Source organism: Bradyrhizobium sp. 604_D8_N2_3 (assembly GCF_051810765.1).
Taxonomy (GTDB): Bacteria; Pseudomonadota; Alphaproteobacteria; order Rhizobiales; family Xanthobacteraceae; genus Bradyrhizobium; species Bradyrhizobium barranii.
Map to the genome: position 1 here is coordinate 321,591 of NZ_JBPWPM010000001.1, position 15,718 is coordinate 337,308.

Annotated in this window: 16 protein-coding genes and 1 tRNA gene; 9 read left to right on the top strand and 8 right to left on the bottom strand. The window is 65.6% G+C overall.

Annotation, left to right across the window (positions count from 1 at the left end; all coding sequences use genetic code 11):
- Positions 1–29: 29 nt before the first annotated feature.
- The 3 genes from AB7245_RS01480 to tsaD form a co-directional block, all read right to left on the bottom strand.
- Positions 30–443 carry an EVE domain-containing protein gene (locus AB7245_RS01480; RefSeq protein WP_063985980.1) on the bottom strand — a complete coding sequence of 138 codons (414 nt, stop codon included), beginning with the start codon at positions 441–443 and terminating at the stop codon, positions 30–32.
- Positions 444–559: 116 nt separating this feature from the next.
- Entirely contained in the window at positions 560–1,540 is a 981-nt protein-coding gene (locus AB7245_RS01485; RefSeq protein ID WP_063980323.1) for an NAD(P)H-dependent glycerol-3-phosphate dehydrogenase, read from the bottom strand.
- Positions 1,541–1,542: 2 nt separating this feature from the next.
- Positions 1,543–2,616: a tRNA (adenosine(37)-N6)-threonylcarbamoyltransferase complex transferase subunit TsaD gene (tsaD, locus tag AB7245_RS01490; protein ID WP_063980324.1), complete on the bottom strand. Its 1,074-nt coding sequence runs from the start codon at positions 2,614–2,616 to the stop codon at positions 1,543–1,545.
- A gap of 151 nt (positions 2,617–2,767) precedes the next feature.
- Between tsaD and AB7245_RS01495 the strand changes: the two genes are divergently transcribed.
- The 4 genes from AB7245_RS01495 (at position 2,768) to AB7245_RS01510 (ending at position 6,819) form a co-directional block, all read left to right on the top strand.
- Entirely contained in the window at positions 2,768–3,529 is a 762-nt protein-coding gene (locus AB7245_RS01495; RefSeq protein ID WP_063980325.1) for a uroporphyrinogen-III synthase, read from the top strand.
- A 65-nt stretch (positions 3,530–3,594) separates the two neighbouring features.
- Positions 3,595–4,830 carry a hypothetical protein gene (locus AB7245_RS01500; protein ID WP_063980326.1) on the top strand — a complete coding sequence of 412 codons (1,236 nt, stop codon included), beginning with the start codon at positions 3,595–3,597 and terminating at the stop codon, positions 4,828–4,830.
- Between the two features lie 37 nt (positions 4,831–4,867).
- Positions 4,868–6,643, top strand: a complete 1,776-nt coding sequence (locus AB7245_RS01505; RefSeq protein ID WP_063980327.1) for a heme biosynthesis HemY N-terminal domain-containing protein — start codon at positions 4,868–4,870, stop codon at positions 6,641–6,643.
- Positions 6,644–6,743: 100 nt separating this feature from the next.
- A tRNA-Thr gene (locus AB7245_RS01510) sits at positions 6,744–6,819 on the top strand.
- A gap of 84 nt (positions 6,820–6,903) precedes the next feature.
- On the opposite strand, the gene AB7245_RS01515 is transcribed toward AB7245_RS01510, so the two are convergent.
- The 3 genes from AB7245_RS01515 to AB7245_RS01525 form a co-directional block, all read right to left on the bottom strand.
- A complete protein-coding gene (locus AB7245_RS01515; RefSeq protein ID WP_063980328.1) occupies positions 6,904–7,326 on the bottom strand; it encodes a class I SAM-dependent methyltransferase in 423 nt (140 codons plus the stop codon).
- A 129-nt stretch (positions 7,327–7,455) separates the two neighbouring features.
- Entirely contained in the window at positions 7,456–7,638 is a 183-nt protein-coding gene (locus AB7245_RS01520) for a hypothetical protein (RefSeq protein WP_187387858.1), read from the bottom strand.
- Between the two features lie 22 nt (positions 7,639–7,660).
- On the bottom strand, positions 7,661–8,317 hold the full coding sequence (locus AB7245_RS01525; protein WP_187387859.1) for a hypothetical protein: 657 nt from the start codon (positions 8,315–8,317) through the stop codon (positions 7,661–7,663).
- Between the two features lie 218 nt (positions 8,318–8,535).
- On the opposite strand from AB7245_RS01525, the gene AB7245_RS01530 reads away from it, so the two are divergent.
- Complete coding sequence (locus tag AB7245_RS01530) at positions 8,536–8,901, top strand: hypothetical protein (RefSeq protein WP_063980331.1); 366 nt, start codon at positions 8,536–8,538, stop codon at positions 8,899–8,901.
- A gap of 74 nt (positions 8,902–8,975) precedes the next feature.
- Here AB7245_RS01530 and AB7245_RS01535 read toward each other — a convergent pair whose 3' ends face one another.
- Positions 8,976–10,031: a polysaccharide deacetylase family protein gene (locus tag AB7245_RS01535; protein ID WP_063980332.1), complete on the bottom strand. Its 1,056-nt coding sequence runs from the start codon at positions 10,029–10,031 to the stop codon at positions 8,976–8,978.
- A 253-nt stretch (positions 10,032–10,284) separates the two neighbouring features.
- Here AB7245_RS01535 and AB7245_RS01540 point away from each other — a divergent pair, with 253 nt between their 5' ends.
- Together AB7245_RS01540 and AB7245_RS01545 are read left to right on the top strand one after the other, a co-directional pair.
- Positions 10,285–10,608, top strand: a complete 324-nt coding sequence (locus tag AB7245_RS01540; protein ID WP_063980333.1) for a hypothetical protein — start codon at positions 10,285–10,287, stop codon at positions 10,606–10,608.
- Positions 10,609–10,770: 162 nt separating this feature from the next.
- Positions 10,771–10,986, top strand: coding sequence for a hypothetical protein (locus AB7245_RS01545; protein ID WP_063980334.1), 216 nt, complete (start codon positions 10,771–10,773; stop codon positions 10,984–10,986).
- Between the two features lie 100 nt (positions 10,987–11,086).
- On the opposite strand, the gene AB7245_RS01550 is transcribed toward AB7245_RS01545, so the two are convergent.
- Positions 11,087–12,775, bottom strand: coding sequence for an MFS transporter (locus tag AB7245_RS01550; protein WP_063980335.1), 1,689 nt, complete (start codon positions 12,773–12,775; stop codon positions 11,087–11,089).
- Positions 12,776–12,923: 148 nt separating this feature from the next.
- On the opposite strand from AB7245_RS01550, the gene AB7245_RS01555 reads away from it, so the two are divergent.
- Both AB7245_RS01555 and AB7245_RS01560 read left to right on the top strand, forming a co-directional pair.
- Positions 12,924–14,291, top strand: coding sequence for a hydrolase (locus tag AB7245_RS01555; protein ID WP_439033829.1), 1,368 nt, complete (start codon positions 12,924–12,926; stop codon positions 14,289–14,291).
- 34 nt (positions 14,292–14,325) lie between these two features.
- Positions 14,326–15,693 carry a cytochrome P450 gene (locus AB7245_RS01560; protein WP_063980337.1) on the top strand — a complete coding sequence of 456 codons (1,368 nt, stop codon included), beginning with the start codon at positions 14,326–14,328 and terminating at the stop codon, positions 15,691–15,693.
- The last annotated feature ends 25 nt before the right edge of the window (positions 15,694–15,718 follow it).

Genomic DNA, 15,718 nt, shown 5'->3' on the forward strand with positions numbered 1-15,718 from the left:
CGCTTTGCCCACCCTACCGTTGAAGTCGATTACATCCCGCCCATCTTGCAGACGAGCTTCCACTCTTCCGCCGTCACCGGCTGCACCGACAGGCGCGAATATTTCACCAGCGCCATATCAGCGAGCTTCTTGTCCGCCTTGATCGCGGCCATCGTCACCGGCGTCTTCAAGGGCTTGTCGGCTTTGATATCGACGCAAACGAATTTCTCGGTCTTGTCGGTCGGGTCGGGGTAGGCCTCCTTGATGATCTCGGCGATGCCGACGATCTCCTTGCCCTCGTTGGAATGATAGAAGAACGCCTTGTCGCCCTTCTTCATGTTCACGAGGTTTATGCGCGCGGTGTAATTGCGCACGCCGGTCCAGGCCTCGCCCTTGGCGCCTTTCGCCACCTGCTGGTCCCAGGACCATACCGACGGTTCGGATTTCACCAGCCAGTAGTTCATCGCGCGTCCTATCCGTTCGTCATGGCCGGGCTTGTCCCGGCCATCCACGTCTCTGCCACCAATTCAATATCAAGACGTGGATGCCCGCGACAAGCGCGGGCATGACGAGAAAGACGTCATTCCTCTGCCTTGAAGGGGCGCGTCAACAGCCCCGAGATCGCGGCGTCGATCGTGCTCCGGCCGCTCAGGATCGAAGCGACCGCTTCTGATACCGGCATCTCGATGTTGTGCGAAGCTGCGAGTTCGATCAACACAGGTGCGGTGAACTCGCCCTCGGCAAGCTTGCCCGCGGGAGGCTGCTCGCCGCGGCCCAGCGCAAGGCCGTGCGCGAGATTGCGCGATTGCGGGCTCGAGCAGGTCAGGATCAGATCGCCGAGGCCGGACAGGCCCGTGAGCGTCTCGCCGCGCGCGCCGAGGGCACGGCCGAGGCGCGTGAGTTCGGCAAAGCCGCGGGTCGTCAGCGCAGCCTGGGCGGAGGCGCCGAGCTTGCGCCCGACCGCGATGCCAACCGCGATCGCCAACACGTTCTTGGCCGCACCGCCGATCTCGACGCCGCGGACATCTGTCGTGTGATAGGGCCGGAAGGTCGCCGAGCCCAGCGCCTGCACCAGCGCGCTCGCCAGCGCTTCATCCTTCGCCGCCAGCGTCACCGCGGTCGGCAAGCCGCGCGCGACGTCGTCGGCAAAGCTCGGGCCCGACAGGATCGCCGGCGGCGCGTGAGGTGCGGCTTCCGCGATGACGTCGGTCATGAATTTATGGGTGCCGTGCTCGATGCCTTTGGCGCAGGCGACGATCGGCACCGGCTTTGTCAGATGCGAGGCGAGCATGTTGACTGCGCCGCGCAAATGCTGTGCGGGCGTCGCGATCAGCACCATGTCCGCGCGCGCGGCCTCCGCAAGCTCGTGCGTCACGACGATCTCCGGCGCCAGCCGCACGCCGGGCAGCCGCGGATTGTCGCGGGTCGAGGCGATTCGCGCGGCATGTTCGCTGTTGCGCGCCCAGAGCGTCACGTTCCGCCCGGCGCGCGCCGCGACCGTCGCCAGTGCCGTGCCCCATGCGCCCGCACCAATCACCGCGACGGACCGGAACGCCGTCATAGCTAGAATCCCGCCCGCGTGTTGCCGTAACCGGCCGGCGCCGTGGCGTTGGCATCGAGCAGCCAGCGTGCGCGGGGTTGGGCTTCCATCGTGTCGATCATGCCGAGCGCCAGGCGCTCGGCGCCGGCCCAGGCGATCATCGCGCCGTTATCGGTGCAGAGCGCGGGCGGCGGCATGATCAGTTGCGTCCCGGCCTGCCGCGCGACGTCATGCAGGGCGCCGCGGATCGCCTGATTGGCCGCGACGCCGCCGGCGGCGACGAGGGCATGCGGAGCGCCGAACTGCTCGCGGAAAAGCCTCAGGCCGACGCTCAGCCGGTCGGCGGTCGAGTCGAGCACTGCGGCTTGAAAACTCGCGCAGAGATCGCTGATATCCTGCGGCGCGATCTCGGTTAACCGGCTCGCCTCGTTGCGCACCGCCGTCTTCAATCCCGACAGCGAGAAATTGGCATCGGGCCGTCCCTGCATCGGGCGCGGGAAGGCGAAGCGCGTGGTATCGCCGGTTGCCGCCGCGCGTTCGACCTGTGGCCCGCCCGGATAGGGCAGGCCCAGCATCTTCGCGACCTTGTCGAAAGCTTCGCCCATCGCGTCGTCGACGGTGGTGCCGAGCCGTACATATTGGCCGACCCCGGTGACGGCGACGATCTGGGTATGCCCGCCCGAGGCGAGGAACAGGCAGTAGGGAAATTCAATTCCGTCGGTGAGGCGCGGCGTCAGTGCATGCGCCTCGAGGTGGTTGACCGCGACCAGCGGCGTGTCGTGCACCATCGCGATCGCCTTGGCGGTGGTGAGGCCGACGATGACGCCGCCGATCAGCCCCGGCCCCGCCGCGGCGGCGACACCGTTGAGCTGCGCATAGTCGATGCCGGCCTCGTGCATGGCCCGGTCGATGATGCCGTCGAGGACGTCGACATGCGCGCGTGCGGCAATCTCCGGCACCACGCCGCCGAAGCGGGCATGCTCCTCGATCTGGGACCGCACGATGTTGGACAGGATCTTGCCGCTGCCGTCGGGCGCGCGCTCGATCACGGCCGCGGCGGTCTCGTCGCAGGTGGTTTCGATGCCCAGTACCAGCATTGGCGAATTGTTATCCAATTTGCGCCCTTGCGCTCATCCGTAAAGCAGAGTTCTGGTACGTCCGGTAGCATTCCGGGGTCCACTTGCGCAATCGTCACGCGCAGCCGCCTTCGTGAATGCGTCACCGCCACGCGGTTCGGGAACACAAGCGATGTCCATTCTTGTCACACGGCCGCATCCCGACAATGAGGCAACGGCGGAAAATTTGAGGGCGCGGGGTCATGTGGTGCTGCTCGCCCCGATGCTCAAGTTCGAGCCGGTCGCCTTCCATGACGAGAGTGAGGCCGACTACGGCGCCATCATCGTCACGTCGGCCAACGCGATCCGCGCCGTCGCGCCGCAATTGCAGGATCTTGGCTTAAAGAACCTTGGCCTTTTGGAGCTGCCGCTGTTTGCGGTCGGCGAGCACACGGCTGCTGCGGCGCGCGACGCCGGCTTCGCCGAGGTGATCGTCGCCGGCGGCGATGCCGCGGCCTTGCGCGACAAGGTGATGCAGAGCGCGCGCGAGAAGCTGCTGAAGAAGAAAAGCACGCTGCTCTATCTCGCGGGCGCGGATCTGTCGCGCGATCTCGGCGGCGAGCTTGGCGCGGAGGGCTTCAGCGTGGTGACGCAGACCACCTATCGCATGACTCCGGTCAAGATCCTGCCGCGCGATGTCTGCGATGGCTTTGCCGCACATGGGATCGAGGCGGTGCTGCACTACTCCCGCCGCAGCGCGCGGGCCTTCCTGGATGCGGCACGGGACGAAGGCGTCGAAATCTCGGCGCTGGCGATCCCGCAATGCTGCCTGTCCGAGACGGTCGCCAGCGTGCTGCGCGATGCCGGCGCGTCGCAGGTTCTGGGGGCTGCGACGCCGGACGAAAATGCCCTATTTGATACCTTGGAGCGTGCTTTGCGGACCCGTTTGGCGTAAGAGGTCGGGCCGAATCCGACGCGATCGGGTCCGTTCAGGGCATTTGAGTGTGAGGAACCGTCACGATGGCCGACGACAAGCCTGAAGACGCAGGATTGGCTCCCGAGTCAGGCCGTGCCAAGCGCACCCCGCCCACCATCGACCTTGAGGCAACCGAAATCTCGACCCAGCCGCAGCCAACGGCGGCCGCCGAACCGGAGGTTCAGCCAACGCCGGAGCAGGCCACGCCAGAGCAGGCCACGGTCGAAGAGTCCAAATCCGAAGAGGCCAGGCCCGACCCGGAGCCCGCGCATGCGGAGGCCGCGGTTGCTTCCGCTCCCGCGTCGGCGCCGGTTTCGCCCTGGGTCATTGCGCCGTTCTCCGGCGCGGTCGCAGCCGCAATCGTGATTGCCGTCGGCTGGATGCTGGGCTGGCCCGCCGTGGAGGCGCCGCCGGCCGCGCCGCAAGTCACGAGCGCGACGGTCGACGCGCTCAGCGGACGTGTCGCCGCGGTCGAAGCCAAGGCGGGCAAGCCCGCCGCCGATCCGGCCACGGTGGCGCGGATCGATGCACTGGAGAAATCCGCAAATGCCTTGCGCAGTGACATCGCCAATCTGCGCGCACAGTCCGACAAGACCGCCAACGACGTGAAATCGGCACCGCGCGCTGCAGCGCCCGATCTTGCCGCGCTCAGCGACCGCATTGCGCAGCTGGAGCGCGCCAGCAAGACGGAGCGCGCCGAGCTCGCACAGCAGGGCGAGAAGATTGCCGACAACAAGGCGACGAATGACAAGCCCCTGCGCCATGTCGTGGCGGCGGCTCTGCTCGACGTCGCGGTTCGGCATGGCGATCCCTACGAATCGCAATTGGCCACGGCGCGGTCGCTCGCGGCCAAGCCCGATATGCTGAAGCCGCTCGACACCTTTGCGTCGTCAGGCATTCCGACGCCGGTCGCGCTGAGCCGCGAATTGCTCAACATCGTGCCCAAGCTCTCGCCGCCGGCGGAAGCCCCGGCCGCCGGTGCCGGCATCGTCGAGCGCCTCCAGGCGGGGGCCTCGAAACTCGTTCGTATCGAGCGCACCGACGGCGTCGGCAATGATCGCGGCGCCATCGTCGCACGGGTGACGGCGGCGGCGCTTCGCAACGATTTCGCGGAAGCGCGGCGCGAGCTGAAGACGCTGCCCGAGGCCGATCGTGCACCGGCACAGGCCTGGCTCGACAAGGCCGATGCGCGCGACGCCGCGCTCGGCGCCTCCCGCAAATTCGCCGACGATGCCATGGCGGATCTCGCCAAGCCCGATCTGGTCAAGCCTGCTCAGTAAAGGTTCGCGCAATAATCAGCGCGTAATAGGGATCGCCATGCTTCGCATCGTCCTCTTCCTCGTCCTGATCGCGCTGGCGGCGGCCGGCGCGGCCTGGGTTGCCGATCAGCCCGGTGATCTCGTCCTGACCGCGGGCGGTTTCCGCGCGTCAACGACGCTTCCGAGGTTCGTGTTTCTGCTCGGCGTCTTTGCGGCGGCGGTCGTGCTGGTCTGGAGCATCGTGACGATGATCTGGCGCGCGCCGGGACGCCTGCGCCGCCGCCGTCACGAGAAACGCCATGCGCGCGGCCGCCATGCCATCACCCACGGCCTGCTCGCGATCGGTCATGGCGATACCGCCCTCGCCCGCCGCCACGCCGATACCGCGCGGCGGCTGGCCGCGAACGATCCGCTCGCACTGCTGCTGCACGCGCAGTCGGCCCAGCTCGAAGGCAATCGCGACGAGGCCCAGCGCGTCTTCCGCGTCATGGCTGAGCGCGAGGATACCCGGCTGCTCGGCCTGCGCGGCCTGTTCATCGAGGCGCAGCGTGCCGACGATGCGGTCGGCGCCGTGATGATCGCGGAGGAGGCGATCAAGCTGTCGCCGTCCTCGACCTGGGCCTCGCACGCGGTGCTCGGCTTCCGCTGCGCGCGCGGCGATTGGAGCGGCGCACTCGCGATCCTCGATTCGAATCTGTCCGCGGGCCTGATCGACAAGGCGGCCTATCGTCGCCAGCGCGGCGTGCTGCTCACGGCCCGCGCGCTGGAATTGGAAACCATGGACCGCGACGTGGCGCGCGAGAGCGTGATGGAGGCCATCAAGCTCGCGCCGACGCTGGTGCCGGCCGCGGTACTTGCGGCGAAGTTCGAGAGCGAAGCGCATCAGGTGCGCCGCTCCATGAAGCTGGTCGAGGCCGCGTGGCTCGCCAATCCGCATCCGGATCTCGCTGACGCCTACGCGCATGTGAAGCTCGGCGATTCTGCGCGGCAGCGCTTGCAGCGGGTCGAGACGCTGGCGGCCAAGACGCCCGCCGACAAGGCGGGCCATGTCGAGGGCCAGCTCGCGATCGCGCGCGCCGCGATCGACGCCTCCGAGTTCGCGCGTGCGCGCGCGGTGCTGGCACCCTACGTCAATGATCCGACCCAGCGCGTCGCGCTGCTGATGGCCGAGCTCGAGCGCACCGAGCACGGCGACGGCGGCCGTGCCCGCGCCTGGACCTTGCGCGCGGTGCGCGCCCGTCACGATCCGGCCTGGACCGCGGACGGCTATGTCAGCGACCGCTGGCGTCCGGTCTCGCCGGTCACCGGCCGTCTCGATGCCTTCCAGTGGCAAACGCCGGTCGCGAGCCTGCCCTCCGACAAGGGCGCCACCATCGAATCCTCGGCCTTCGAGGAAGCCATGCTGGCCGCCCCGCCGCCGAAGCGGGTGACGGCAGCCCCGAGCGAAGCCCCGGTGGAACCGCCCGCGGCTGCACCGGATCCGGTCCCCGCCGCACAGGACAATTCGCCCCCTGAGGCCAAGGAAACGACCGGGGAGGCTGCCAAAGAAGAGCCTGCGGTCACGCCGGCTGCCGAGCCGGTCAATCCCGCCCCTGAGGCGGCCGAATCATCGCCGGAGGCGGCAACGCCGGTGTTCCGGACCCGCGCCGACCTCGGCAAGCCTGCGCCGGCCCCGATCCAGGCCGTCATCCCGATAGTCCGCGCCCCCGATGATCCCGGGATTGATGACGAGGGTCCGAGCGATGAATTTGCGGAACAAATCGGCACGCCCAGAACCCATGCAAAGGCCCAGGCCGGCGGCTGGCGCGGATTCTGGTCCCGCTGGGGCGCGTGAGGCACATTTCGAAGCCCGCTCCACCTTGCCAATTCGGGCCATGCCCGATATCAGGAGCGCGCGTATCGGGACCTGCATTGCGCGGGTCCCGGTAGGGTTCGCCGCAATAGCTCAGTTGGTAGAGCACGTCATTCGTAATGACGGGGTCGGGGGTTCGAATCCCTCTTGCGGCACCATTTATCACTCTGATTTTCCGTTGTTTTCCGCGCCGTTGTTTCATCCTCCGAAGCAGCCTCGCCGCGAGACGGCGTGCCATCGCCTCAGACTTTGCGCAGGCTTTCGATTTCCCACAGCGCCAGTTGCCGCCGGTCGAACGGTGGGGCGTAGTCGTCCAGCACCTTGATCGGCGGCGGGAAGTTGTAGGGCGGAGCGCTCAGATCGATGGAGAAGAAGTCACCCGTGCGGATCGCACGATTTCGGCCCGCCGGGTAAGTGGTCGTCAGGAGATACTTGATGTTGGATCGACGAATGTTGTCGATTGCTTGAAAAATCATCTCTTCGGACAGATGAATGAAGCAATCGCGGCAGAGCAGCAGGTCAGCTTCCGGGAGCGGATCGTTGCAGAGATCGATCCGGAGGAACGTGCGATCTGGGCGACTGTATTGGTCAGCCGTTCGCGCAATCAGTTCCGGAACGATGTCTCCTCCAATGTAGCGAGAAATTGGAAGTTCGATCTTCGACAACCAATGAAAATCACCACAAGGCAAATCGAGCAGGGTACGGATCCCGAGGTCGCCAACCAGACCAGGAAGGCTTTCTCGCACCCTCTGGGTATTGTGCAGCGTGGATCCGCCGCCGGAAGCGGTTTCCTTTTAGCCCCAGACGTTGCGACGATAGATCTCGCCGAACACCTCGCCAGGCGTTCCACGGAGATTGCGCACCATCTGCGTGCGCAACCAGATCAGCGCGGGCTCCGGTAACGTCTGGCGCGCGATGTCGATAGCCGTCGAGAAAAAGGCCGTCTGACGTAACCAGTCTGCAAACTTGTCAAACACATCGCCCCCGTATTGTCGCAAGCTAGACCCGCGCGAACCTGAATTGTTGCGTGCCGCGCTCGGTGGGATCCGGGCTCCGCTCAGTGATGCGAAATCCCTCATGAGCCTGGATGAATGCTTGCTCGGAGATCCAGTTGCGCTCGTATCTGACGAGCTTCTCCTTGGAGGCGAGCGACGATCCTGGACCGTTGTCGCTCAGGTACGAGGTCTGAACCTCTCGCCGGGTCTCTTCGCTGATCGGAACGCGGTACCATGCCAACATTGCCGGCCGAACCGAGCACAGCGTTCTGACGGTTTCCAATGCATCCGGGACGTACTGTATGGTCCCATTCGAGTGGATGAGATCGACAGTGCCGAGCCAGTCGGCGGCCTGGTCGATGCGCTCGAAAAACATCAGCCTATCGGTGCCAAGCTCCTTGGCGCGCTGCACCATTGCTGGCGTCTCAACCACCGCCCATCGAATGTCCGGGCATTGCCGGCGCGCCACCTTGTAATGCAGGCCGGCGCCTCCGCCGAAATCCAGAACCGTGTTTATGCCCGCGACCAGCGGCCAGTCGCTGTCCGGGTTGTAGTTGATTGTCTTCAGGAAAATCGTTTCAACCAGTTCCGGGTTCTCGTACCCCTGAATAACCTCTCGCGGCGGCAGCAGCTTACGCTTCACTCGCTTGATGAAGGTCACAACGGGCGGACTCGGCACGCCTTTTGATACGTGTCGAGCGTCTGCCACAATCAGAAATATTTGGAAACAATCGTCAAACGCGACATGACGTTGCGGGTTGATCGCCGCGGATGCTGATCGCGGGTTCAAGACCGAGCGCAGTCTACGTGATGACAGTCACATAACGCAGATCAGATCTCCCCTAATTTCCCGGTCACGCAAACACGGGGAGATTTCACATGCGCAAGATCATTCTGGTTGCCGCCATGGTCCTGGCTTCTGCATCTGCCCATGCCGCCGACCGCAGCCTGTCGCTGGCCACGGCGACGGCCGCTCCGCAGGCCACCACGACCATCGCCCCGATGACACAAATCAGCGAAGTCGCGCCAGCCACGGAAGCTCCGAAATACGTCGATCGTCCGCCGGCAGTCTCGGCCCCTGCTCCCGCCGCGGCGACGGCTCCTGCCGTGACCGCGACAACGACGACCTCAGCGCCGGCGGCGACTGCCACGAAGACCGCAAAGGCGGGCAAGCCGAAGCACAAGCGCACGTGGACCGAAGGCCGCATCATCAGCGAGCTGCACCGCCACGGCATCTACTGGTAAGGCCGCGACCCGCTGCAAAAGCAAATGGCCGGGCAAGAGCCCGGCCATGCGCGTATTGAGGAAGCGGTTCGGGCTTACTGCGACACCGTCTGCACCACGCTCGTTATCGGACGCGCGCTCGAGGTCGGTACCTTCAGGTCCTTCAGCAGCGCCTCGTCATATTCCGGCAGCGTCTGGAGCGTCGCCTTGGCCTTCATCTGCACGACCTTGTATCCGCCAGCCTTCAGCCGCGCGAGCAGCGCCGGCATCGCTTCGCCGGTGTGCTTCTGGAAGTCGTGCATCAGGATGATGCCCTTGCCGAGCTTGTCGAGCTTGGTCATCACGTTGTCGACGATCTTCTCCGGCGTGGCACCTTTCCTGAAGTCGAAGGAGTCGATGTCGGTCGAGAACATCGCGACATTGCGGGTGCCGAAATAGCTCACCATCGCCGGATTGTGCTGAAGCTGAGGGAAGCGGAAGAACGGTGCCGGATTGGTGCCGAGCGCGAACCTCACCGCGCTGAAGCCCTTCTCGACCTCGTCCTTGACCTGTTGCTCCGTCATCTTCTTGCTGTTCAGGTTGACATGCGACCACGTGTGCGTGCCGACCGTGTGGCCCTGGGCCAGCACCTGGCGCAGGATTTCGGGATGATAGGTCGCGTGCTTGCCGACCGAGAAGAAAAGACCCTTGGTGCATTCATCCCCGAGCGCCTTCAGCACCGCGGGCGTGTTGACCGGCCACGGACCGTCGTCGAAGGTCAGCACGACCTCCTTGTCGGTGAGGAAGTCGAACTGCTTGAAATGCTCGAAGCCGAAGCCGGGTCCGCCGGTGGTGTCGATCTCGACCACGCGGGCAACGCCCAGCGCGTTCGGATTGGCACAGGTCGACCGCTGCTGCACCGGCATGGCCGGAGCGGGCGCAGGCGCCGCTGCCTGAGCAACTGCCGTCGGCCTGGCCGCGATCGCCGCGGTGGTCTCGACGTCATCCTTGGCGGCGAGCTTCGCCTGTGCCGGCAATTGATCGGCGGCACGGGCGGCCGTTGTTTTGGGGGCGCCCTGATCGGCGCGCGCGGAATAATAAAACCAACCGCCGACGGCGATCACGACCGCCGCAACTACACTGGCCAGCATCAGGCCCAACGCATTACGCATCGCTATTCTTTCCAATTACGCAACCAACCCTGCGGAATCTCCCGCGCGACGAGCCATTAATGCGAAGGAACAGTTAACGTGACACCAACACGACGGCGTTTGCGCCGGATTTTCAGCGAGGTGCGCCATGTGACGGAGGTCACAGATGGATGGCCACCCGTGACCGTCATCACAGTGGAAACTGTTTTGCCGGAGCATCGTAGTTCCCACCAACAACGGGCCCCGCTTCCAGCGGCGCCAATGGGAGCTTCAAATGACCAAATCTTCTTCGGCCAAGTCTTTCTCTGCGAAATTGCTGACGAGTAGGATCCGCGACACCAGCCTGGCTCTGGGCTTTGCCGCGATCGTCTCGATCGTCGCGACGACCGCGAGCTTCGCCTTCTCGGCCGAGGCGCAGCAGCAGTGCACCGGCGATGCCTTCCGCCTGTGCTCCTCGGAAATCCCCAACGTCCCGAAGATCACGGCGTGCATGATGAAGCATCGCTCTGATCTGAGCGCCGGCTGCCGCGCGGTGATGGACAAGGACCTCGCAAAGGGCGCCTCACGCAAGGTCGCTGACGCCCAGGACAAGCAGTAGGACAACGCGCAACGGCGATCGTTGTTGGCTCCCCTCGCGATGTGCTCCCGGCGTCAAGCCGGGGCCACGCGCGCCAGTCCCGCTCGGCAATAAAGCCGTTGCGGCTCCAGGATCGTCGCACTAGCTTCGCCCGCACATCCTTGGGGTAAGAGGCATTACGCGATGACCAGATTTCTTTTCATTGTTTCTTTGATTCTGTGCGCATCGAGCGCCTCAGCGCAACAGCAGCCCGGCCACGATGCCTGCGCGCGCGATGTGACGCGCTTCTGCCGTGCCGTGATGAACAATGGCGATGGCGCCGTGCTCGCTTGCCTCAAGCAGAACCGTACCCGCCTCAGCAAAGCCTGCGACAAGGTGTTGACGGATCACGGGCAGTAAGACGTGCCGTCGCAGCCCGGCTGAGCGAAATCCGGGGTCTGCCCGCGCGGTGAGATCGTCCCGGATTGCGCTTCGCGCCATCCGGGCTACAGGCCAAAACCTACGTGCTGCTTCCCGCCGCGCTCGCGACCACCGGCAGCACCTCGGCGCCGGCACGATCCGGCGTCTCTTCCTTCCAGCGCACCGAGCCGAACGGACGCTCCAGCATGCGGCGGATCCGCACCGGATCGGGGCCGATGTGGAAATCGATCGCCTGTTGATGCAACGCGCGTTCGGACTGCGTCGAGCGGTTGCGCTGGCGCAAGTAATCGAGCCAGGTCGGACAGTGGTAGCGCTCGGTCCACAATTCGGGGTCGGCGATGTCGCGCGCGATCGACCAGCCATAGGCGCCGTTGCGCTGCCGGGAGAGCTGCACGTCCTGCATCACATTGTGGAAGGCGCGTGCATTCTCTTGGCTCACCCTATATTCGATCTCGACCACCAGCGGCCCGCTGCGCGCCGTGAGCGACAGTTTGACTTCCGGATCGGCGAGCACGTCCGCGTCCTCGTTGCGGGCGCCGACGCGCGGCATCGCCAGCCAAATGCCCAGCACCGGCGAGATCAGCATCAGGCTGGCGGCCGTCAGCAGCGCGACCTCGACGCCGGCATAATCGGTGAGATGGCCCCAGCCCCAGGCGCCGATCGCAATGCCGCCGGATATCGAGGCCTGGAACGCCGCGAGCGAACGGCCCGCGACCCAGCGCGGCGCCGAGAGCTGCACGCCGATGTTGAACAGCGCGACCGCCGCCATCCAGACCGCACCGGCGAGCACAAGCGCCGCCGCCGTCAACACCGGCTCCGTGCTCACGGCGAGCGCGGCCATCGCAAATGCCATCGAGATGGTGCAGGCGCGGATCGCCGCTTCACCGCTCATGCGCTTGCGCAATTCATGGATGTTGAGCGCACCGACGACGGCGCCCATGCCGAAGGCACCCAGCATGATGCCGTAGGTCTGCGCGCCGCCATGCAGCAAATCGCGCGCGATCAGCGGCATCAGGGCCATGATGGCGCCGCCGATCAGGCCCATCACCAGCGTGCGCAACAGCACGATCTTGATCGGCGGCGAATTGGTGATGTAGCGGAAGCCCGAGACCATCGCGCGGTTGAGCTTCTCCCGCGGCAGGCGCGAGGGCTCGGTGTTGCGCCGCCAGAGCAGCAGCACCACCAGCAGCGGCAGATAGAGGATCGCGTTGCAGGCAAACGCGGCCACCGCGCCGAGCGAGGCGACGATGACGCCGCCGACCGCGGGACCGAAGCTGCGTGCAATATTGTAGCTGATGCCGTTCAGTGCGACGGCTGACGGCAGTGATTCGGGCGGCACCTGCTCGCTGACCGAGGATTGCCACGCCGGCCCGAACAGCGCATTGCCGCTGCCCACCACGAAGCAGAACACGAGCAGCGTTTCCGGGGTGATCAGCTTGAGCCAGGCCAGCACCGTCAGCGCAGTCGCGCCGATCAGCGCGATCGCGAGCGAAATCAAGGTCACGATGCGCCGGTCATACATGTCGGCGATGGCGCCGGCCGGCATCGAGATCAGCATGATCGGCAGCATCAGCGCGGTCTGCACCAGCGCCACCTTGTCGGCCGAGGCCGCCATCTGCGTCATCGCCCAGGCCGCGCCCACGCCCTGGATCAAGAGGCCAAGATTGGAGAGCAGGCTGGCGAGCCAGATGCGCCGGAACACGGTGTACCGCAGGGGTGCGGCGATGCCGTCGCCGGCGAATTTCTGACGGTTCGGCTGCTCGGTCATATCCCCTTCCATATGGGCTGGCAGAAGTGGTCTTGGAATGGTCTTTGGGTGATTCCGGCAAGTCCAGTGATGCCTGCGAAAGTCCTTCGCTGTCCAGTGGTTAGGCCGCTATAAGCGGCACAAAGACATGGTTTTTCCGGAGAAACATATGAAGCTGTCGCGACGGTCGATCCTGCTGGGAGTAGGCAGCTTGCCTTTCGCGGTTGCGAGCTTGCGGACAGGCGCGCTGGCCCAGACCGTGCCCGCGGCTCAGACTGCCGAGGTGCCGCCGGTCCTGTTCGTCCACGGCAATGGCGAGTACGACGCGCTCTGGATGACGACCTTGTGGCGAATGGAATCCAACGGCGTCGCGCGCGATCGCATGATGGCGATCAACTTCACTGATCCCAATGCGCGGAGCGACGACAAGGTCGAGCAAGCGGGGCGCTCCTCGACCGAGGACCAGCGCCGCGAACTCGCGGCGGCCATCGCGGAATTGAAGCGCCGCGCCGGCGCGGCCCGCGTGGCGCTGGTCGGCAGCTCGCGCGGTGGCTATGCGATTCGCAACGTCATCAGGAACGGCGGTGCCGGCGATGTCAGCCATGCCGTGCTGTGCGGCACACCCAATCACGGCGTGTTCGCGACCGATGACCAGCCGAACAACGAGTTCAACGGCCGCACATTTCTGCGCGGTCTCAACGAGGGCGAGAGCGAGGTGACGCCGGGTGTTGCCTTCCTTACGCTGCGCAGCGACGGCATGGACAAATACGCCCAGGCGGATGGCCGCTTCATCGGCAAGCCCGGCACGCCGACCGGTGTTACCGTCGAAGGGCCGGAGTTGAAGGGCGCCACCAATCTCGTGCTCGGCGCGCTCGACCATCGCGAAGTGGCGTTTCACCCGCGCGCCTTCCGCGAGATCTACAAATTCATTGCCGGCCGCGAGCCCGCGCGCATCGCGATTGTGCCGGAGCAGAGCGTCAGTTTGAGCGGCCTTGTGACCGGTACGCCAGGCGGCGTGTCGACCAATCGCCCGGTGGCAGGTGCAACCGTCGATGTCTTCCGCGTTGATCCTGATACCGGGGAGCGCAAAGGCAGCGCGGTGCACAGCGCGAAGACCGGCGCCGACGGCCGCTGGGGTCCGGCGCAGGTCGAGCCTTCCTGGTTCCTCGAATTCGTCCTGACATCGCCGGACGCGCCGACGACGCATATCTACCGCACGCCCTTCCCGCGCTCGTCCGATGTCGTGCATCTGCGTGCCGCGCGCCCGCTCGGGCCGGCGGACAAGGATGCCGGCGCCGTCGTGATCATGTCACGCCCGCGCGGCTATTTCGGCCTGCCGCGGGACGTGGTGCTGCTCGACGGCAAGGAGCCGGCCGACGTCAAGCCGGGTGTGCCCACGGATTCGGCAGCAACCTTGCGGCTCCCGGCCGCGGAGGCCGGGCGTAACGTCGTGGCCCAGTTCGGCGAAGAACGAATTGTGGCGCGTGCCTGGCCCGCCTCCGAGAACAGGATTGCGATTGCCGAGCTGACTTACTAGCTATTGGCTTGGGTCATATCTGCGGGAGAGAGCCATGAACATCGCCAGTGTGCGTCGGCCCATCATCCCTCCGACCCCGCCGCGTGCGCCCGACGACATGTCGTTTCTCGGCCGGGTCGCGGTCCTCAAGCAGAACATGATCGCGACCTGGGGCCAGCGTGCCTACGAAGAAGAGGTCATCAAGGGCCGCTTTTTCCTCCACAACAGCTTCATTCTGAATCAGCCGAATGCAATTCGGCATGTCCTGCTCAGCAATTATGAAAACTACACGCGCACGCCGGCGGGGATCCGCATGCTGCGTCCGGTGCTCGGCGAAGGAGTTCTGATCGCGGAAGGCCACGCCTGGGCGCATCAGCGCCGTACGCTCGCGCCGGCCTTCACGCCGCGTGCGACCGCAAATCTCGTCCCGCATATGACCGCGGTGCTCGACGAGACCATCACAAAGCTCGATGCGCGAACAAGCGAGCCGGTCGATCTGCGCGAGACGATGCAGCGTATGACGCTGGAGATCGCCGGACGCACGATGTTCTCGTTCGGCATGGACCGTCACGGCCCGACCTTGCGCAACTTCGTCATGGAATACGGCGCGCGGCTCGGACGGCCCTATTTCCTCGACATGCTGCTGCCGGTGTCCTGGCCGACCCCGATGGATTTTGCCCGCGCGCGCTTCCGCAAGCGTTGGACCGAATTCGTCGCGATGCTGATCGCCGAGCGCCGCACGATGGGCAAGAAGGACGGCGCGCCGCCGCGCGACCTGTTCGATCTCATGGACGCGGCGCGCGATCCCGAAACCGGCAAGGGCTTTTCGGACGCGCAACTCGTCGACGAGGTCGCGACCATGATCCTGGCGGGTCACGAGACCACGGCGACGGCGCTGTTCTGGGCGCTCTATCTGCTCGCGCTCGATCCGGAGACGCAGGAGGAAGTTGCCTCCGAGACCCACGGCGAGCACCTCGACAGCATGGCCGACATCGATCGCCAGAAGTTCACCCGTGCGGTGATCGAGGAGACCATGCGGCTCTATCCGCCGGCCTTCCTGGTCGCGCGCGCCGCGCGCGAGAAGGACAATGCGGCCGGCGTCGAGATCGGCAAGGGCGACATCATCATGATCGCGCCCTGGCTGCTGCACCGGCATGAGAAGCTGTGGGATCAGCCGAACGCCTTCATTCCCAAACGCTTCATGTCGAACGAGGCGCCCGACCGTTTCGCTTACCTGCCGTTCGGCGCGGGTCCGCGCGTCTGCATCGGCGCGCCGTTCGCGCAAGCCGAATCCGTGCTGGCGCTGGCCCGGTTGATCGGCGCCTTCCGTATCGAGCTTGCCGACAGGGTTCCGGTGATCCCGCTCGGCGTCGTGACGACCCAGCCGGACCACTCACCCTTGTTCCGCATCACGCGTCGGTGACAGACATTCGTCTGCCCGATGGCGC